This window comes from Oleiagrimonas citrea, from assembly GCF_012395255.1.
In the GTDB taxonomy this organism is placed as follows: Bacteria; Pseudomonadota; Gammaproteobacteria; order Xanthomonadales; family Rhodanobacteraceae; genus Oleiagrimonas; species Oleiagrimonas citrea.
Genome location: NZ_JAAZQD010000001.1, coordinates 373,823 through 395,494, shown reverse-complemented (window position 1 = coordinate 395,494; position 21,672 = coordinate 373,823). Strand labels below are relative to the sequence as shown.

Genomic DNA, 21,672 nt, shown 5'->3' with positions numbered 1-21,672 from the left:
GCGCACGATCGCGGGCGAGAACACTGCGCGGCGCGGACGCCGTGCAGTGCGGTTTTGTTCATGCTCGCCGGGTGGCTGTCTCAGGCGCGACCGGCGAATTCGCCGGTCACGGTGTTGACGCTGACGCGCTCGCCGATCGTGATGTACTCGGGCACCTGGATCTCCAGGCCGGTTTCCAGCGTGGCCGGCTTGGCGCGCTTGGTGGCGCTGGCGCCCTTCAGCTCCGGCGCGGTGTCGGCGACGGTCAGCGTCACCGTCGCCGGTACCTGCAGGCCGACCGGCGCATCGTCGATCAGCTGCACGTAGCAGTCCTCCAGGCCGTCGACGATGTAGCCGGCGTTGTCGCCCACCAGCTCTGGCGGCAGCAGGTACTGGGTGTAGTCCTCCTGATCCATGAACACGAAGGCGTCGCCTTCCTTGTAGGAATAGCTGGCCTGGCGGCGCAGCAGCTCGACTTCCTTCAGGTCGTCGTCCGCGCGCAGGCTGAGATCGAATTTCTGCGCACCCGGGATCGCGTACATGGTGAAGCGGAAGGTGACGTTGCCGCCACGCGCGGTGGGCGCGCTGCGCTCGATGTCGCGCACCTGGTAGACGGTGCCGTTGTGTTCGACGACGTTGCCGCGCTTGATGTCGGAGGCTTTCATGGCTCGAGAAGTGAGTAGTGAGAACGAAAGGTGGGAAGGCCGGGGCGAGCGGACGGAGGCATCGGTCCAGAAAAGACGTTGCGTTCCGCGTGGCTCGCCCCTGGCTCCGATGGCTTATTTGGGCTGCAGCCGCACGCCGCCGTCGAGACGGATGGTCTCGCCGTTGATGTAGCGATTGACCAGGATGAATGCGGCCAGTTCGGCGTACTCCTCGGGCTTGCCCAGGCGTGACGGGAACGGGATCGACGCCGATAGCGATTCCTGCACGGCTTCGGGCATGCCGTCGACCATCGGGGTCCAGAAGATGCCCGGGGCGATGGTCGCCACGCGGATGCCGAAACGCGACAGCTCGCGCGCCATCGGCAGGGTCATGCCGACCACGCCGCCCTTCGAGGCGGAATAGGCGGCCTGGCCGATCTGGCCCTCGTACGCGGCGACCGACGCAGTGTTGACGATCACGCCGCGCTCGCCGTCTTCGCCGGCTTCGTTGTGCTGCATCAGGTTGGCGGCGGCCTTGGCGACATTGAAGCTGCCGACCAGGTTCACCATCACCGTGGTGGAGAAGTTGTTCAGCGGCATCGGCGCTTCACGTCCGAGGACGCGGCCCGCACCGAGGATGCCGGCGCAGTTGATGACGGCGTTGAGGCCGCCCATGGCTTCCTTGGCGGCTTCCAGGTTGGCGACCACGCCGTCCTCGGAGGTCACGTCGGTCCGGTAGAAGGTCGCGGCATCGCCGAGGTCGGCGGCGGCCTGCTGTCCCTTCTCCTCGTTGACGTCGAACAGCGCGACCTTGCCACCGTGGGCGACCAGATGGCGCGCGACGGCGTTGCCGAGTCCGGAGGCGCCGCCGGTGATGACGGCCTTGATTTCATTGAGCTGCATGACCTTGGGTTCCTGTCTTGGCAAACGTCCATGGTAACCGACGGCGCTGGCATGGATGTAGATTCGCGCGTTCCGTGCAGGGGTCCGTCCTTGCGCGATGTGTTTTCTGAACGTATTCTGGCTGAATAAATTGTGTGATGCAGTTCACACATTGGCTCGGGGTGAGTCGATTCCGCGCACGGCGGATCCGGCAAGGGGAAAGGGGAAAGCATGAAGCAGGTGCTCGTTTACGAGCGGCCGGTTCCGATCCATCGGGACCGTCACAGGACCATGCGCATACGTCCCGTTCCCGGTGGTTACGCTTTCGCGCGAAACGTCAATTCGGTGCCGCTGGTCGGTTCGGAGTTCGCGGCGGCGGCCTGCCATTTTCCGATCGTCTTCGCGGGCGGTTCGCCGGAGCAGATGATGCCGGCGGCGCTGCTGGGTCTGTCGCAGGACGAGAATCTCTTTGTCGATGCCGAAGGGCGCTGGGCGGAAGACGTCTACGTGCCGGCGTTCCTGCGCCGGTATCCCTTCGTGGTGGCCGAGAACGGCGAGGGCGAGGATTTCACCGTCTGCGTCGACGAGGCCGTGATCGACGAAGCGGACGATGCGATGCCGCTGTTCGATGCCGACGGCAACGATTCGGAGATGCTGCAGCACGCGATCGCGTTTCTCGGCGAATACCAGAAAGACGTGCGCCGGACGCGCGAGTTCATGGAGCTGTTCGCGCATCACAAGCTTCTCGTCGAGAAGGTGATCCGTCTGGAGCGTCCCGGTAACGAACCGGCTACGCTCAGCGGCTTCAGCGTCATCGACGAAATGCGGCTGAACACCTTGGGCGCGAAGACGCTGCAGAAACTGGCCAGGTCCGGCGCGCTCGGGCTGGCCTACGTGCACCTGATGTCGCTGAGCAACGTGCAGCGGCTGTCGGCGCGCATGGACAGGAAACACCAGGGAGCGCACGGGCTGCACTGAAGCCCTTGCGCAATTGTGGAATTCGAGTCATCGGCGCGCGTGCGCCATCACGGCCTTTGTGCCGTTTTCAGTTATCAGGGGAACAACATGCGTACCAATGTGCCGTCCCATCCGGGCCAGGGATCGACGACGACTCATGATCGGAAGCGCACGCAGCCGCTTGCATTGAAATCCCTGGTGGCGGCGATGTCCGCCGTGCTCGGCGTGACCCACGCCGCCGGTGCGATGGCAGCCAGCAACATCAACAAGGACGGGCGCACCCAGACTACCGTCACCACCACGCCGGCGAGTGGACACAACACCTACGACATCGTCACCAGCACGCTCAACGCCGGCGGCAACACCGGCTTCAACTCGTTCCACGATTTCCAGCTGGACAGCGGCGACACGGTCAACATGCACGTGCCAACCGGGGCGAAGAACCTGGTCAACCTGGTCTGGGACAGCCAGACCGTCATCAACGGCACCCTGAACAGCTATATCGGCAACAGCAGCAAGGTCGGCGGCAACGTCTTCTTCGCCGATCCGCACGGCATCGTGGTCGGCAACGGCGCGACGCTGAATGTCGGCGCGCTGTCGCTGAGCGCGCCGACCGCCGACTTCATGAGCACGCTGCTGGATTCGAGCAACAACGTCGATCCGGACGCGACCGCCGTGAATCTGCTGCTGACCGGACAGGAGCCCGAGGCGGCGGCCGGCAGCGGCTGCATGATCTGCATCCGCGGCACCATCAATGCGCAGAGCGCCGTGCGTGTGCGGGCGACCGCCATCGACGTCAGCGGCACGATCTACGTGCAGGGCGACGCCAAGGACACGCTGTCCACGGCGGTCAACGTCGAAGGGCAGACCGATCCGCAGATCGTGTCCGACGGCAACACCATCCGCCTGATCGCCGACGCCAGCGAAGAAGCCGGGTTCGGCGATGCCGACGCCAAGGCTTCGGTCAACGTCAGTGGCACGCTGACGACCGACAGCACCACCACCGCGCCGGCGTCCGGCAGCGATGCAGCGGGCAGCTGGGGACTGATCCAGGCGACGGCCCACGCCGAAGCCACGGCCGAGTACAAGACGCCGACCAGCTCGGCGGACACCGTGACCCTGGCCACCGGACAGGTCGGCGATCTGTTCAAGGACCAGGAATCGCTGGTCAAGAACGGTTTTGCCGCGGCCGCGCAGGACGCGAATCTGGCGGCTTCCGACAAGCTGGGGCAGGTTGCCTACGTGCGCGCTTCGGCGGAGGCCACCGTCGATGTCACCGGCAGCATCCTGGCGGCGGGCGATGTCGATCTGGCGTCGTCGACGGCGGCGAAGGCGGCCACCGAGGCGACGTCCGAAGCCGGATCCAATGCCGCGCCGGTGATGGTCGGTGCCATGTACGGCGCGATCTACAGCAAGGCGGAGACAAACGTCGGCAGTGCGGCGGTGGTGCATGCGGGCGGTGCGCTGTCGCTGAATTCGGACACCGAGAACGAACTCGAGGTCTCGGCCGAGACCGTCGCCGGCGATCAGGCGCTGGCGACCACCGTGGCGTGGTCGCAGGCGGCCGTGGAGTCGGCCAGCACGCTCGACGGCGACATCCAGGCGCAGTCGATCCAGGTGCTTGCGCACAACAGCAACAGTTTCTCGACCGAGGCCAAGGCCTCGACCAACCCGACCACCGGGTCGGTCGGCGCCGCTGGCGCCGTCAGCCTGCAGACCGTCAGCGCGAACGCGAAGCTGGACAGCAGTCCGACGCTGGTTTCGGGAGGCAGCGGCGACGTGGTGATCGCTGCCGGCAGCGACACCAGCAAGAACGCGACCTCGGCCAGCACCGACACCGAGGCCGAGAGCACTGCGGACACCCAGGACAAGACCGCCGAGACCAACGCCGATCTCGGCAGCACGCTGGCCAACAAGAGCAACGGCGGTCTCAATGCCGACGGCAGTTCGGCCACCGACGCGCTGCCGTTCCACCTCGGTGCGGCCGTGGCCTACACCGACAGCAGCAACACGGCGAACGCGAGCATCGGCGACGGCGTGAAGATCGACACCGAAGGCAGCGTCACGGTGTATTCGAATCTCACCGATGCCGGCATCCACAGCGGCGCGTCCAGTGCGGCCGTGTCGAAGGCCGACGAGGGCGACACGGACAGCTCCGGCAACCCGGTTTCGGTCGATGTCGCCGCTGCCGTGGCCTATGCCCACTACAGCCACGACGCCTCGGCGACGATCGGCAAGAACGCCGACATCACCGCCGAGAACATCGGCGTCGGTTCCAACGTCAACATCCCGTTCGACTGGTACTTCGGCAACGCCGACAACGTCGATGCGATCAAGAACATGTTCGGCAGCCTCGACCAGTTCGTCGACGGTGCCACCGCGCTCAAGGACCTTGCCGGCAGCACGCCGGAGGACATCACCAACGGCGTCAGCGGCTACGCCAGCGCCAGCGCGGGTGGCGACACGCCAATCGCCGTAGGCGGCTCGGTCAACTACTTCGCGATGACCAACCGCAACACCGCCTGGGTCGGCGACGGCGCCACGCTGCACGCGACCTCGGCCGCCGCGGCGACGCCGGGTCAGGACAGCTGGGAATCGGAGGTCGAATGGCTGTCCTCGCCGGTCGAGTGGGAGCATTCGATCGACGTGCAGGCCGACACTTCGGTCACGTTGTTCAACCTGGTCGGCGACATCACGCCGTGGAAGCAGAGCACCAAGGGCGACAAGGCCGCCATCGGCGGCGCGTTCAACTACACCGGCTACAAGAACACCACCGTCGCCGGCGTCGGCGGCGACGCCAGCCTGACCAGCGACCATAACGACGTCGCGGTCAACGCCACCAGCACCGACCGCATGATCGCGCTCAGCCCGATCTCCGGAAAGGGCGGCACGCTGGCCATGCAGGGTACGGTCGCGATCACCGACGTCGACGACACCACGCACGCGACCCTCAGCGCTGGCAGCGACGTCGATGCGCGCGCGCTGGACGTGGTCGCCAGCAATCCGGTGATGATCTGGTCGCTGTCCGGCGCGCTGGCGATGTCCAGCGAGGCCAGCATCGGCATCAGCGTGGGCATCAACCAGACCACCACCGACACCGTGGCGAAGATCGGCGACAACCGCGCCGACGACCCCGCCGTGGCCGGCGGCGCGATGGTGCCCAGCGAGAGCGGCGGCACCATCGCGGTCGATGCGCTGAACGTCAACGCGGTCAGCAGCGGCCAGTCGGGTGCATTGTCGCTGGCCGGCTCCAAGGGCGGTTCGAACGGCAGCTCCAGCAGCGGTTCCGGCAGTTCCGGCGATACCGGCGAGGGCGAGAGCAGCGGTGGCGAAGGTTCCGGCGAAGCCCTGACCTCGCTGATCGAGAACATCAAGACGGTCAACGAGAACTTCCAGACCGGGCTGGCCGCCGTGGACGGCATCTCCAGCCTCGCCGGCGGCAGCGACGACGGCGGCGGCGATTCCATGCTGGACAAGGCCGGTGAGGTCATGGAGCAGGTCTCCAGCGCCTCGGAGTCGGTGGGCAGCGCGGCGGAGAGCCTCAACAAGCTCAAGGACAAGGCGTCCGGCATCGGCAAGGGCAAGGGCGGCAGCGAAGAGGGCACGTCCAAGTCGAAGGGCGGCAAGTTCGGTATCGGTGTGTCCGGCTCGGCCAGCGTCAACATCGCCAACCTCGGCGCCAAGGCCGAGATCGACGGTGTCACCCTCGACAACGGCAGCACGGGTACCGACGTCACGGTACAGGCGCTCGACCAGTCCTCGCTGATCAGCGGTTCCGGCGCGGCGGCGCTGAGCCAGAGCAAGAGCGGTTTCGCCGGCGCCATCGCCGGTGCGGTGGCGTACTCCAGCGTCGCCAACACCACCACCGCGGTCATCGCCGACAGCACGCTGAACCACATCAACCACGCCGTGGTGCGTGCGCTCGACGGCAGTTTGCAGGTCGATGTCGCCCTGGGCGTCGCGACCAACACCAGCAACACCACCTCGACCACCATCGCCGGCTCGGTCTCGATCGGCAAGTCGGCCAACACCACGCACGCCGGCATCGAGGGCGGCAGCACGCTCACCGCCGGCGGCGCGGCGGACAGCAGCGTCGAGGTCACGGCCTACGACCACTCGCGTATCGGCGTGGGCGGCGGCAGTCTGTATTTCAACAAGAGCGGTGCGACCAGCGGCAACGTCGGCGTCGGCTTCACCTATGCCGACATCGGCAATACCACCAGCGCCGATCTTTCCGGTCACACCGGTGCAGCTACCGACAACGACATCTCCGGCTTCAAGGGCCTGACCCTGCGCGCGCTCGATTCCTCGCTGATCGGCGCGGGTTCGGTCGCCGGCGGCTACAGCGCCAGCCAGGACAGTGCCAGTCTCGCCGGCGCCGTCGTGTGGACGCAGATTGGCAACACCACCCAGGCCTCGGTCGATTCGGGCATGCGTCTGGGCCTCGACGGCGATGTGCTGGTTCAGGCCAGCGCCGTCGCGCCGATCAGTGAACTCGACAGCATCGTCGGCGACCGCGACACCGAAGGCTACGACTTCACCGGCGCGACGCTGGGTGCGCCGAGCGTCGACCACAGCGGCGACAAGACCGCCGGCTCCGACGGCGATCCGAGCCAGCCGGGTAGCGACGTGCTGACGCTGGGCGACAGCGGTGTCGGCAGCTCCATCATCGCCATTGCCGGCACGGTGCAGGTCGGCGGCAACAACGTTGGTTTGTCCTACGTCGGCAACAACGTGCACAACACGCACACGGTGCGCATCGACGACGCCAGCATCGACACCACCGGTTCGGTGCAGCTCGGCGCGCACGACGACACGCGCATCGTCGGGCTGGCGGTGGGCGTGGGCGTCAGCAGCGGCCAGTTCGCCGGTCTCGGCAGCGCTACCAGCAATGTCGTCGGCAACACCGACAGCATCCTGCTGGGTTCGGCCGCAACCGCGGGCCACACCGCGAACATTCACGCCAACAGCCTGACGGCTGAAGCCTCCGACGACACCAGGATCTACAGCCTCGCGGGCAACGTCGCTGTCGGCAAGGGCCAGGCGGCTGCGGGCGGCGCGCTGACCTACAACGACATCGCCAACACCATCACCACGCACGCCGGCCATACCTCGCTGGACATCACCCACGACGCCAGCCTGAACGCCGACGAGTCGGCGCAGATCATGGCCGGAGCGGTGGCCGGCGCGGCCAGCAAGGGTTTCGCGCTGACGCTGTCCTTCGGCTGGAACCAGACCGCCGACAGCAATCAGGTGCTGGTCAACGACGCCAGCGCGATCACGGCTGGTTCGCTGAGCCTGGGCGCGGACAATGCCGCGACCATCTATGCGCTCAGCGGCGGTGTCAGCATCGGTGGCCGCGCGGCCGTCGGTCTGGCCGCGAGCGTCAGCGATATCGGTGACACCACGCATGCCGGCATCTCCAACGCCGGTCTGGATGTCGCAAGCGGCGCGGTCAACGTGCATGCTTCGGGCACCGGTACGCAGTACGCGCTGTCGGTGGCCGGTGCGGTGGGTTCACAGGGCGCGGGCGTCGCCGGCGCGGAAACCACCAGTCTGATCAGCAGCGACGTGACGGCCTCCGCCAACGACCTCTACGGTCTGAAGAGCGACGGCAGTGTCGACACCGCGGCGGCCGCGCAGGCGTTGAGCCTGAGCATCGAGGCCGAGAACACGGCAGGCATCTACAGCTTGGCCGGCGGCGTCGGCATCGGCCAGTCGGCGGGCGTGGGCGCGGCGGCGACGATCGCCGACGTCGGTGGCTCGACTTCGGCCAGCCTGAGCGACTCGACGCTCGACGTGACCGACACCACCGATGTCAACGCGCACGCGGGCACCACCATCGACACGGCCTCGCTGGCCGGTTCCGCAGCCAGCAGCGTCGCGGTGAGCGCCTCGGACACCACCAATCTCATCCACAACAGCATCGCCGCGACGATGACCAACGTCGCCGCCGGCGACGCCAGCGACAGCAGCGTCGTCTCGACCAACGTGACCACGGTGAGCGCCGACAACGACGCCACCATCAACGCGCTTTCCGGCGCGGTTGGCGGCGCGGGTTCGGTCGCGGTCGGCGCGGCGGTGTCGGTGAACAACATCGCCACCACCACGCGCGCCTCCTTCCTCGGCAGCGCGGACGGTTCCACGTCCGGCCCGGTCTACAAGGCCAGGCAGGTCGTGGTGCAGGCCGGCACGAGCAGTACCTCGCACGTCAACACCATCGCGGTGGGCGCGGCCGGCGGCGGCTCGACCGCAGTCGGGGGCTCGGTCGCGGTCAACCTGCTCGGCGGCACGACCTCGGCGACGATCGCCAATCAGGCCGACGTCATCGCCAGCGACAACGTCGGCGTGCTGGCCGGCAACCAGCAGGGCATCAACGTGTTTGCCGGACAGGCGGCCATCGGCGGCGACGCCGGCGTCGGCATCGGCGTGGTGGTCAACAAGATCGACGGCAGCACCGACGCCAGCGTCGAGAACAGCGACGTCAGCGCCTACGGCCACGGCAGTGCGCTCAGCGTCGACGCCGGCACGGCGAGCAAGACCGACGCGCTGCAGGCGGGACTGGATATCGCCAAGAGCGACGCCAACGCCAAGAGCATCTCCGATCCGACCAATTACCTGACGCCGGATCTTTCCGGATCGACCAAGTCCGTGCACGGCGTGGCCGTGAACGCGGTCAACCAGCAGTCGATCGCCACGCTCGGTGTCGGCGCGAGCGTCAGCGGCGGCGTGGCCGTCAGCGGGCAGGTCGGCGTGAACATCGTCGGCGGCAGCACCAGCGCCACGATCGACAACGCCCACATCAACCAGGCCGACCGCACCGTCCAGGCCGGCAGCGGCAGTATCGTGGGCGACAATGGCGTCTATTACACGCAGGCGGCTTCGGATCAGCAGGTCGACGTGACAGCGGGCAGTCGCCAGTACGAGGCCAACTTCATCGTCAACGTCGCCGGTTCCGGCGGCGGTTCGGCGACCGGTAGCGTCGCCACCAATGTCTTCAATGCCGATACTTCGGCGAAGGTCAGCGGTTCGACGGTGTCCGCGCAGGATGCGGCGGCCGTCGATGCGGTCGGCCAGCAGTGGTCCCTGATCACGGCGGTGGGCGCGAGCGTCAGCGGCGGCGTCGGCGGCGCGGCCTCGGGCGGCGTCAACCTGTTCCAGGCCAGCACCCGCGCGACGCTGGACGGCGGCACGCTTGATGCGGGCAGCCTCGACGTGCTCGCGCAGGGCGACACGGTCAGCGCGCAGTTCACCGGTGCACTGGGTATCGGCATTGGCGCGGCCGGTCTGGCCGGCGCGGCCGGTGTCAACGTCGACCACACCACGACCACGGCGAAGATCACCGGCGGTGCGACGGTGGTGAGCGACAACGACGTTCACGTCGACGCGAACAGCAAGAACGTGGCGCAGAGCATCGTTGTCGGCGCGGCCGGCGGCAGCAGCGTCGGCATCGCCGGCGGTGCCGTGGTCAACGTGGTGTCCAACAACACCCATGCCAGCATCGAGGGCGGCAGCAACGTCACCGCCGCCGATGTGGCGGTCGATGCGCTCGACCAGCAGTTCATCAGCGCTTACTCGGGCGTGCTTGGCGGCGGCTTCGTCGGCGTCGGTGGCGGCATGAATCTGGTGCTGCTGCAGTCCAGCGTTGGTGCCGGCATGCAGGACAGCACGGTCCACGCACGCGGCCCGGTGTACGGCGATCACGGCCACGTCGATGTGCACGCCGAGTCGGATCGCGATATCGAGTCGGTCGCGGTGGCGGTCGGCGGCGGTGCGGTCGGCACCGGCCTTTCGGCCAGCGTGGTGGTGGCCGGTACCGGTGACATCACCGGCGGCGGCGGTGCGGGCGACGACTTGACTGCGGACGGCCAGCTCAATCTGAACAACCTGGACAGCCTGTCTTCCGGCAGCAAGCTGGATAGCGATCCGTCGTCCTACGGACTGAACGATTCGCAGCTGTCCTCCAGCGACCTTTCCGGTATCAACAGCAGCGCCAGCTACAGCCTGAGCAGCGCCACCGGAAGCAGTCACAGCGCGTTTGGCGGCAACGACGGTGTGCAGGCGAAGATCAGCGGCGGCAGCGTGACCGCCAACAACGACATCGACGTCGACGCCAGCGTCAAGAGCAGCACTGACAACATCGCCGGCAGTGGCGCAGTGGGCGTGGTCGGCGTAGGTGGTTCGGTGGCCTACACCTCGCTCAACAGCGATATCCAGGCATCGGTCGGCGGTGGTACGGCCACGGCCGGTCACGGCATCTCGATCCAGGCCGGCGCGGCCGACGGCAGCAACGGTCCGGCGGCCAAATCCACGGCGTACGCGGGCGTGGGCGGTCTGGTCGGTGTTGGCGCGGCGGTGGCCATCAGCGATGTCCACAACACGGTTTCGGCGACGGCCGGCGGCACGCTGGATTCGTCGCGCTCGGGCAAGGGCACCTTGAGCCTGAAGGCCTCCGACAGCAGCACCTCGCTGGCCGGCAACGCCAATCAGAAGGACCCCAGCGGCATCAACGTCGGCGGCGTGGTCGCCGGCGCGGTCGTGGTCGACGCGAACCGCTCGAGCACCGTCAGCGCGACGCTGGCGGACAGCGCCGACGTCAACGATTTCGGCGCACTGACGCTGTCGGCGAGCGACAGCGGTGCGATTACCGCCAATGGCGTGATGGGATCCGGCGGCATTCTCACGGCCATCAGCGCCGTGGTCGCCACGGCCAGCGACAGCAGCCACGTGACCGCACACATTGGCACGCATGCCGACATCACGGCCGGTAGTACCAGCGTGACGGCCTCGGCCGATCCGGTGATGAATGCCGGTGCGGTCGGCATCACCGTGGGTGGCATCGGCGGCGGCATCGGCGCCAACGTTGCGGTCGCCGACATGACCGCCAGCGTCGAGGCCTCTGTGGCCGACTACGCGGTGTTCCACCAGGGCACGCTGTCCGTGGACGCCTCGGTGTCGCCGACCGTGAACGCTTCCAGCAGCGGCGGCGCGGGCGCGGCCATGCTCGGCGTCAACGCTTCCACGGCCACGGCCTCGGACACGGCCAGCGCCAACGCGACGGTCGGCGACAGCGTTACGCTGCCGACGACTTCGGTATCGATCTCGGCCACCAGTGACACGCATCAGGACGCCAGCGCCACGGGCGTGAGCGTGGGTCTGGTCGCGGCGGGCGCATCGGTCGCCAAGGCGACTTCCAATACCACGATCAACGCCTCGCTCGGCAACGGTTTGCTCGACAGCAGCAATAACCCGGTCGCGGCCGCGACCACGGGCGCGCTATCGGTCATTGCGCACGGTTCGGATTCCAACATCGCCTACAGCAAGGCCGGCAGCGGCGGTCTGGTCAGCGGCAATGGCGCGTCGGCGACGACCAGCGCGACGTCCACATCCAGCGCCAGCGTCGGGCAGAACCTGGATCTGGCCAATCTGGCCAGCTTCCAGCTCAGTGCCACGCAGAACGTCGAGTACGGCGGCGAGGCCAATTCGGTCCTGGCCGCGGCGGTCGGCGGCAGCGGCGCGAACGTCGACAACACCATCGCCACCACGACCAATGCGACCATCGGCAACGGCACGGCCATCGCCACCGGCGGTGACATCGACGTGCTGGCCAAGACCTTGGTGGCCAGCGCCGACGGCAAGAACGCCGGCGCCATCGGCGGCGCGGGCGGTGTCGTGACCGGTACGGCGGCCGGCGTCAACACCACGGTGACGGCCCACAACAACCTCAAGCTCGGCACCGACGTCCAGATGACGTCGGGACTGGACAGCTCGACAAGCGTGATCGGCCACATCTCCCTGGTGGCGGGCACGCTGGTGGGCGGCATGGCCGATGCGGCGACCATCAGCACCGGCGGCGCGGTGCCGGTGGCCAATGCCAACGTCCATGTCACCGGCCAGTTCGGCAACGATCTCGAGGTCGGCGACGGCAGCAATCTGCTCAGCTACGGCCGCACCAATCTCGCCACCTACACCGTGCTTGACCAAGTGGCGGCGACGGCGACTTCGAACGCATGGGGCGCGGCGCCGGTCGGCGCTTCGGATTCGAGCGTCAACCTGACGTCGAATCAGACGCTCAAGGTCGGCGACAACGTCCACGTGAAGAGCTACGACGAGGCCGACATCGTCGCTGGTCGCGACATCCTAGGCTTGCACAAGACCAAGCTGGCACCGTCTGCGGTCGCGCAGTCGTACGTGCGCGGCTTCATCGCCATTCCGCATGCCTCGGCCACGGCGAACACGACCAGCAACGCCACTCTGACCCTGGGCAGCGGCAGCACGGTCATCGGCGCCGGCGACGTGGCGATCGGTGCAGTGCAGGGCGACGCCCCGGTGTCCACCAACGGCACCGGTCACGGCTACGAGCTGGGCTTCATTCCGGCCACGCAGCATTCCAATCACCAGAGCAGCACGGGCACGACCTCGACCACGATCGACGGCACGGTCGTCGCCGGCGCGTTCAACAAGGTCAACCTGAAGATCGCGCAGGACGGCACGATCGACGCCTCCGGCACCAACGCGCCGTACAACCTCGTGCTCGACAAGACGCTGAATCCGACCACCGAGCTCAACAAGCTCAATGGCACGCCGGACGGCACCTACAACGGCATCGACAACGCCAATGTCGGCGGCATCCTGTTCGATCCGCTCTATGTCGGCGGCGGCAACGTGTATCTGTACGGCGCCAGCGTCGGCGGCAACGGCACCATCACGGCGCAGGGCGCGCCGTCGGTGACGATCGACAACGCCAGCCCGTACTACATGTTCATCCCGAAGATCGAGGCCAGCTTCGGCAGCTCCGGCAGCGTGCTGGTCTCGGGCGGCGCGAATCCGAGTGCGCTCGGCAACCTGACGGTGAATGAGGCCCCGTCCGACGCCTTGCCCACGGTGACGATCAATTCCACCTATCCCTCGCAGCCGGGCGGCGCCACGCCGGGCATCATCCTCGGCGACGTGGTCAATCTCGGCGGTTCGCTGAACATCAAGGATCTGGCCGGTTCGCTGCTGGAGCGCGGCGAGATCCACACCAATTCGCAGAACGTCTACGTGCCGAACGGCTACGTCGTGGTCAAGCCGACCAGCGGCGATACGTGGTTCTCCGGCGCCGACCCGACCAGCAATCTCGATTCGAGCTGGATCAAGGCCTTCCTCGACGCGGCCATCTCCGACCCGGATCATGCGGCGGCGGCCATTGCGCAGTCGTACTACGACCTCGGCGGCAGCAACGGCAACAGCGTCTACTTCAACAACACCTACTACAGCGACGAGCAGGCGCAGGTGCTGGTGCTCTACGGTTCCTGCGCGCCGCATACCGGCGGTTCGGGTTCGGAGGAAGCGCTGGACGGCTGCAACGTCAGCGGTCCGAGCGGCACCACGTCCGTGCTGGGACGGCCGGTGCCGAACATCCCGTACGTCGCGCTGCAGCAGAGCGGCAAGTTCTCCGGCAACCAGCTGGCCTCGACCGGCGCGTACACCGGCCAGAAGTTCATCGTCGAGGCGAAGTACATCGACATCGACGGCGCCATCAACGCCGGCACACCGGCGACCTGGACCGTGCAGACCACCGATGCGCTGAAGGACTTCATCGCCCATGTGAAGTCGCAGTACGCACAGGGTCAGATCAGCAATCCGAACATCCAGCTGACGGCCGGCAACAGCAATGGCGCGATTAGCCTGGACTACAACGGCGAGCCGCTGCTCACGCTGGCCGGCGGCCAGGCCAGCCAGCTGATCGGCGCGACCTACAACGTCGCCAACAACCAGCTGATTCTGAACAACGTCAATGCCTCCGGCGGCGGCAGCGTCCGTCTTAGCGGCAAGATCGTGAGCACGGCGCAGGGCAGCATCAACATCAACAGCGGCTACGGTTCGGTGACCGTGGACAACACTACCGGCGTGCCGCTGGTGGTGCAGAACGTGTTCGCCGGCAGCGGCGGTCTCGGCTTGATCACTCTCGACGACAAGCTGAAGACGTGGACCTCCGGCGCGAATGCCGGCAAGAACGTGGTGACCTGGTACGTCAGCCAGGATGGTGCGCCGGCGAAGATCTACGACAACTACAACGGCGCCACCGACTGGACCGACGCCAATGCGCGTCTGCTCGGCGGCGTGAACAGCTCCACACAGTACGCGCCGAAGGCCGGCGCCGAGTACCAGTGGACGGCCAGCACCAGCGTCGCCCGTTCCTTCGATCGGACCTCGGGCAACCACAGCTGGAGCCTCGGCGACTGGGGTTGGTCCAGCGCCAGCGGCGGCACCGCCGGCCAGCACTGGGCGCTGGGCAGTTCCGGGTTCATCGACGGGGCCGGCAGCTCCGGCTACGTCGATCTCGCGGGCAACGACTACAAGCTGTCCATGAGCGGGTACTTCACCAACCAGTTCAACGTGATCGTGGCGTACCACGGTTGCGACAGCGACGGGAACTGTCACTACGGCTCGCACCAGAGCGGTACCGACAGCAGCGGCAACGCCGCTTCGCTGTGGGGCTTCATCTATCCGTACCAGGGCACGCTGACCGTCACTGACACGCAACGCGCCGATCTGCCGATCAACATCAACTTCATCACCAGCGCGTCGAACAACGTCGACATCACGTCCAACAACGATGTGCTGCTGAGCGGCCAGATCACCAATACCCACGGACCGACCAGCGTGCACGCCACGCAGGGCGACATCGTCCAGTCCAACGATCATGCGTTGATCTGGACGCACAGCCTCGCGTTGCAGGCCGATGCCGGGCAGATCGGCAGCGCCAGCGATCCGATCCAGGTGAAGATCGCGCATGACAGCAATCCAGGCAGTACGCTGACGGCACAGACCGGCGGCGGTGACATCGCCCTGAATGTCGACTCCGGCAGCAGCGCCCAGCAGTTCAGCGCGATCTCGAGCGGCGTGCTGGCGAGCGGCCTGTCGAGCCATGGCGACGTGCTGATCCGCTCCACCGGTTCGCTGGTGGGCATTCCGGGTCGCAGTGTCGACGTCATCGGCCGCGACGTGAACCTGACCAGCACCCAGGGCGGCATCGGCAGCATCGCCACACCGCTGAACATCGAGACCCATGCGGACACGCTCGCCAACGGCGCACCTTCGGGCGGCCAGCTCGACGCGCACGGCGTCGGCGACGTTGCCCTGAACGACACCGGCGGCGACGTGTGGGTCGGCAGCATGGTCTCGGACAACGGCGATGTCCGGCTCTCGGCGCCCAACGGCGGCATCTACGATGCGCGCCAGCTGGATGCCGATTCCACGCTGTCCTCGGATCAGGCCAGAAAGATCTGGGACCAGCTGCATCTGACCGACGGCAACGCGGCCGACACCACCATCGCGGCGATCGAGCAGCAGGTGGATACGGGCTACGCGCAGTATTACCAGCTGCTCAAGGTCGGTACGGTCAGCAATGGCCAGTACACGCTGAACAGCGATGCGGTCGATCTCTACTGGCCACTGGCCGCGGCCGCCAACGGCATGGATCCGTCGAGCGTGACCGATCCGGCAACCCGGGCGACGCTCGCGCAGCAGTACGTCAGCGACCGCTACCAGACCATCGTGAAGGATTTCACGACCTACATCGGTACGGACTGGCAGTCGCAGAGCGACTTCGCCGGCACCGATCCGGTGAGTAACTTCAGCTTCACCATGGATCCGAACTCGGATGCCTACAAGAACCTGACCAAGGACTCGACCTGGACCGAGGAGCAGCTGACCTCGGCCATCAACGAGGCCGCGCTCGGTTCGCCGACCGGCGGCACCGTGGGCACGGTTGCGCCGAACCTTTCCGGCAAGAACGTCACGCTGATTGCCGGTGACGGCGGCATCGGCCGCACCGACAAGCCGCTGTCGATCACCTACCAGGCGCTGAAGGACCTGTACGCAGGCAGTTCCACCGCGCTGACCGCGCAGCAGGTGGCGGCGCTGGGTCTGGCCAATGCGCCGGGCGACGTGCAGCTGATCGACGCCAGCGGCAACGTGATCTCACCTGACGATCCGAATCTGCAGAACAAGCTGGACCACCTGTCGGTCACGCAGACCATGCCGCTGTATGTGACCGCGACGGGCACCGTCACCGGTTCGGCCTCGGCCTCGGTCTACCTGCAGGCCAACGGCGATCTGCACTTCGACGACTTCAGCTCCGGTACTGACATGCGTGTGGCGGCCACGGGCAGCATCGGCGCGGCGGACGGCGTCGACACCAGTCAGCCGGTGCTGACCTCCGGCGGCGATCTGCTGCTGACGGCCGGTGGCGGCTACATCGGTCTGGGTAACGACAGCGCCGGCGGCGCCGGCGATGCGCTGCCGGTGCAGATCGGCGGCGAGCTGCGCAATGCCTCGGCGGCCACCGATCTGCTGCTGACCCAGCTCAGCGGCGATCTCCGCGTCGGCACCGTGTTCGCCAATGGACTGGCGTCGCTGGATGCGCAGACCGGCAGCATCCTGGCGCAGCAGAACACCCTCAGCATCAAGGCGCGCGACATCGTGCTGACCGCCGACGGCGACATCGGCCGCCGTGATGCGGTGAGCACGGGCGTCGATGCGCCGTTGAAACTGCAGGTCGGTTCGGACGGCTCGCTCAATGCGACCGCCGGCGGCGCCGTCAACATCGACTCGCCGACGGGCAACCTGCACGTGGGCACGATCACCAGCGGCGACAACCTGGTGCTGACAGCCGAACTGGGCAGTCTCGACGCCAAGCATCTGACCTCCAACCATGGCACGGTCGTCTCCACGGCCGGCGCCGACGGCAGTTACGACGACGTCCAGGCTGATGGCGACGTCACCCTGGGCGCGACCGGAAGCCTGACCGAAGGTTCGATCACCAGCACGCAGGGCAACGTTCTGCTGACCGGTGTCACCGGCATGCAGCTCAAGGACATCAGCGCGCTGGCCGGCACCATCACCGCGAAGCTGATCGGTACCGGCGCGCCGGTGCTGAACGTGGCCGACAACGGTCTGGTACAGGCGGCATCGGATGTCACGCTGCAGTCCTCGGGCAGCCTGACGATGGGCACGGGCAGCGAAGTGACCAGCGGCGCGCTGGCGAAGCTGACCAGCAGCGGCGACATGACGCTGGGCCTGGTCGCCAGCACGGCCACCAGCGGTACCGGCATCGACCTCGATGCGGGCGGCGCGATGGCGGGCAACGGCGATGCCGTGAATCTGCGCTCGCGCAGCGGCGCCACGACGGCCATCCACGCGGTCCACGACATCGGCAGCGCATCACTGCCGCTGACCGTGGACGTGGATACGCTGCACGGTAGCAGCGATCAGGGCAGCATCTGGCTGCACGGGCTGGGCGACGTGCACTTCACGGACCTGCAGGCCGGGCAGGGCAATCTGGATCTGTCCGCGCAGAACACGCTGGCCTACGACAACCTGGTTTCGGGCGGCGACAGCCATCTGCAGGCGCAGACCATCCAGGGCACGACGCTGCAGGCTGGCGGCTCCGCGACCTTCGCCTCGACCGGCGACACCACGGTCGACACCGTGCATGCCGGCAGCTTCCTGACCATGAACGCGGGTGGCAATCTGACGGCGACGACGCTGAACGCCGGCACCGACGCCACGCTCATCGCGGGCGGACTGCTGTCCTACACGAACGTGACGGCGGGCGGCGACGGCCATCTGCAGGGGCAGGTCATCCAGGGCGGCAAGCTGGTCGTCGGCGGGCACGCCGACACGACCTCGACCACGGATACCACCGTGGACACGATCCAGACTGGCGACGATCTGGTCATGAACGCGGGCGGCAACCTGACGGCGACGACGCTGGATGTCGGCACCGACGCCACGCTCACCGCGGGCGGACTGCTGTCCTACACGAATGTGACGGCGGGCGGCGACGGCCATCTGCAGGGGCAGGTCATCCAGGGCGGCAAGCTGGTCGTCGGCGGGCACGCCGACACGACTTCGACCACGGATACCACCGTGGACACGATCCAGACCGGCGACGACCTGGTCATGAACGCGGGCGACAACCTGACGGCGACGACGCTGGATATCGGCACCGACGCCACGCTCACCGCGGGCGGACTGCTGTCCTACACGAACGTGACGGCGGGCGGCGACGGCGTCCTGCACGGCGACAGCATCCAGGGTGGCAAGCTGGTCGCGGGAGGTCATGGCCAATTGACCTCGACGGCGAATACGACCGTCGACACGATCCGGACTGGCGATTTCCTGACCGTGAATGCGGGCGGCCATCTGACCGCAAATACCCTGAACGTCGGCACGGATGCCTCGCTGCGCGGCGGCTCGCTGATCCGCCTCGGCACAGTGACGACCGGCAACGACCTGTCGGCCGTCAGCGGCGGCGATCTCGATGCGCAGACGCTGGACATCGGCCGCGATGCGACGCTGAACGCCACGGACGCACTGGCGCTGACGGGCGCGGTCAAGACCGGAGGCAACCTGGACATGACGTCGGGCGCGCACATGGGCTTCGCCACGCTCGATGCGGGCGGGCACGTCTTCGGCCAGTCGCTGCACGGCGACATCGACGGCGTCGGCGTGACGGCATCGGATTGGATCAAGTTCATCGCCGACGGCTACATCCATATCGGTTCGATGAACGCCGGCACGGACGTCACGCTGCAGGCCGGCACAGATGTCCAGGCCGACTCGATCCTCGCCGGACACGATCTCGACGTGACGGCGGGCCGCAATATCGACCTGGTGTCGGCCACGGCTGGCAACGCCATCAAGATGGATGCGGGCGGCAGCCTGAACGCGCACGACATGAAGGCCGGCCACAGCATCGATCTGGCGGCCAACACCATGAGCTTCGTCTCGCTGGAAGCGCCCGACCGCATCACGTTGCTGGCGCGCAAGGGCGACATCGTTGCGGACACGCTGACCACGCGCGATGCCTACATCTCCGCTTTTGGCGCGATCCGCCTGAATGCGGCGAACATCGGCGACCGCATCAACCTGGCCGGCGACACCATCGATGCGCATCTGTACCAGACCTCGACCGGCCAACCGCTGTTCTCCGCGCTGACCGGGTTCCGCAACGGCGTGGCCCGACGCATCACGATTGATGCCGATGTGCCGCAACAGTGGATGATCGATCGTCTTGCCGCGGTCAACGCGGCGCTGGCGACCACTGCGCCCAGCGTGCACGTGGAAGCGGGACACATCGAGAACATCCTTTCGCTGGACACGGCCTCGGCGCGCATCCGCATGAACCAGCACGACCCCGTGCTGGTGCCGGCGGACGTCCAGCTGATGCAGAAGACTTACGACTTCAAGCTCTATCAGGACGGCGTGCACACGCTGACGGATGCCTTCGTGGTGCGGTACGGCCACGGTTACCAGATCCAGACGCCGAACTACGTCTACGACCATCAGTGGGTGTCGCCCGACTACTACGGCGATGCCGCACTCCGCTACAACGGCCGCACGCTGACGCTGCACACCGAGCAGGACGATGCGTCGCCGCGGGATGGCGCCATGCCGTCCTGGTCGACCGACGATGGCAGCGACCTGGTCCAGCCCGATCCGTCCGTGCAGGGCGCACCCGTCAACACCAAGGCTCCACGATGATGATTCGTTCCACCCCGTTCCGCATGCTGCGGCTGCGCGCTGTCCCGTATGCCGTGCTCGCCGCGTGTCTGTTCGCCTCCACGGCACAGGCCGCGCCGCAGACGGTGCCGAGTACGCTGCAGAACGATGCCCAGCGGCTGCAGCGCTACTACGAGCAGCAGCAGGCCACGCCGAAGAAACCCACGGATCCGCTGCAGGAGCAGAAAGCCGAGCCGAAAGACCGGCACGCGGTCGCGAAGGCCGCCGGCCCCGGTTTTGTGCTTCGCCGCGTCCGTTTCAGCGCTTCCGTATTGCTCAAGCCGGAGGCGCTGCAGCAGGCGGTCAAACCCTATCTCGGACGCAAGGTGACCAAGTCCGATCTGGACGCCATGCTGGACCGCATCAACGACCTGTATCGCGCGAAGAACATCACCACGGCACGCGCCATTCTGCCCAGCCAGTCGATCAAGGACGGCGTGGTGCGCGTGGAGCTGGTGGAAGGCCGTCTCGGCAAGATCACGGTGGCCGGCGACAAGCACGTGCGCAAGGATTTCATTCTGCGGCGCATCGACCAGCAGCCGGGCCAGATCGTCGACGCCAATCAACTGCGCAAGAATCTGGTCTATCTCAACCAGACCACCGACCTGACGGTCCGCGCGTTGCTGGCTCCGGGCGCGGCGCGCGGTCAGACAGACATCCGCCTGGCGGTGCAGGAACCGGACCGGCACGATCTGGTCGCCTTCGTGGACAACAGCGGCGTCGACAGTACCGGACGCTATCGCTACGGCCTGCAGGGGCATCTGTACGGTCTGTTCGGCGTGGATGACCTGCTGGAAGGCAACATCGCCCATTCGAAGGGCGGCAATGACGGCGCCATTTCGTACTCGGTGCCGCTGTTCGTCAACAACGGCCGGCTGGGCGTCAGTTTCGCGCACAGCCAGATCAACATCCTCGATCGCGCGTTCCGCGATCTCGACATCACCGGCACGTCCACGGTGAAGTCGATCAACTACAAGCAGCCGTTCATCGCCACGATGCGCACGCAGTTCAGCGGCGTTGCGGCCTACACCATCAGCGAATCGGTGACCCGAATCGGCGGCAAGCAGATCGCCGACACCACCAATCATTCGGCGACGCTGGGACTGAGCGTGGACCACAGCAGCGATGGCCGGCGCTGGAACATCACGCAGCTGGTCACGCGGCTGGATTCCAACGAGCCGATGCTGGGCAAGACCCATTTCAATCTCACGCCGGGCAGCGCGTTCCTGATCCAGCGCCTGGGGCGTTCGCACTGGGCGCTGCGCGCCAATGCCGGCTGGCAGTTCAGCTCCGGCACCAATCTGCCGTCGGCAAATCTGTTCCAGATCGGCGGTCCGGGCAGTGTGCGCGGCTATGAGCGCGGCGTGCTCGCCGGTTCGCGTGGCTACTACGTCGGTCTGGAACTGCACCGCGCGTTCACCGAGAAGCTGGACCTGTTCGCTTTTGCGGATCATGGCGAAGTGCGCGCCGATTATCCGAAGTCGAGTTCGATCTCGGGCGCCGGTCTGGGTGGCATGTACCAGTATCGCTGGCTGACGGCCTCCGCCGATGTGGCGAAACCGTTCGATACGGTAACGCCGCAGCAGGACAGCATCCGTTTCGACTTTCGTCTGAGCGTGAATTTCGACTGAGCTCGGCCCGCTTGCGCCGAGAACGG

The 21,672-nt window shown here is 66.9% G+C and carries 5 protein-coding genes; 3 read left to right on the top strand and 2 right to left on the bottom strand.

From position 1 onward, the window contains the following. Positions 1-80 precede the first annotated feature (80 nt). On the bottom strand, positions 81-644 hold the full coding sequence (gene efpL, locus HF690_RS01630; RefSeq protein ID WP_113065924.1) for an elongation factor P-like protein EfpL: 564 nt from the start codon (positions 642-644) through the stop codon (positions 81-83). A gap of 114 nt (positions 645-758) precedes the next feature. Beyond that, entirely contained in the window at positions 759-1,526 is a 768-nt protein-coding gene (locus HF690_RS01625; RefSeq protein WP_113065925.1) for an SDR family oxidoreductase, read from the bottom strand. A gap of 210 nt (positions 1,527-1,736) precedes the next feature. Between HF690_RS01625 and HF690_RS01620 the strand changes: the two genes are divergently transcribed. The 3 genes from HF690_RS01620 to HF690_RS01610 all read left to right on the top strand — a co-directional run bounded on the left by HF690_RS01620 (position 1,737) and on the right by HF690_RS01610 (position 21,646). After that, on the top strand, positions 1,737-2,483 hold the full coding sequence (locus HF690_RS01620) for a SapC family protein (protein WP_275690243.1): 747 nt from the start codon (positions 1,737-1,739) through the stop codon (positions 2,481-2,483). A gap of 87 nt (positions 2,484-2,570) precedes the next feature. Continuing rightward, positions 2,571-19,997: a leukotoxin LktA family filamentous adhesin gene (locus HF690_RS01615; RefSeq protein ID WP_205300776.1), complete on the top strand. Its 17,427-nt coding sequence runs from the start codon at positions 2,571-2,573 to the stop codon at positions 19,995-19,997. Beyond that, positions 19,994-21,646, top strand: coding sequence for a ShlB/FhaC/HecB family hemolysin secretion/activation protein (locus HF690_RS01610; protein ID WP_168608225.1), 1,653 nt, complete (start codon positions 19,994-19,996; stop codon positions 21,644-21,646). Before HF690_RS01615 ends, HF690_RS01610 begins: the two co-directional genes overlap by 4 nt. Positions 21,647-21,672: the final 26 nt, after the last annotated feature.

What these genes read in the sequence shown, in the direction of transcription:
- efpL (WP_113065924.1), bottom strand. Translation starts at nt 644, where the DNA reads ATGAAAGCCTCCGACATCAAGCGCGGCAACGTCGTCGAACACAACGGC.
- HF690_RS01625 (WP_113065925.1), bottom strand. Translation starts at nt 1,526, where the DNA reads ATGCAGCTCAATGAAATCAAGGCCGTCATCACCGGCGGCGCCTCCGGA.
- HF690_RS01620 (WP_275690243.1), top strand. Translation starts at nt 1,737, where the DNA reads ATGAAGCAGGTGCTCGTTTACGAGCGGCCGGTTCCGATCCATCGGGAC.
- HF690_RS01615 (WP_205300776.1), top strand. Translation starts at nt 2,571, where the DNA reads ATGCGTACCAATGTGCCGTCCCATCCGGGCCAGGGATCGACGACGACT.
- HF690_RS01610 (WP_168608225.1), top strand. Translation starts at nt 19,994, where the DNA reads ATGATGATTCGTTCCACCCCGTTCCGCATGCTGCGGCTGCGCGCTGTC.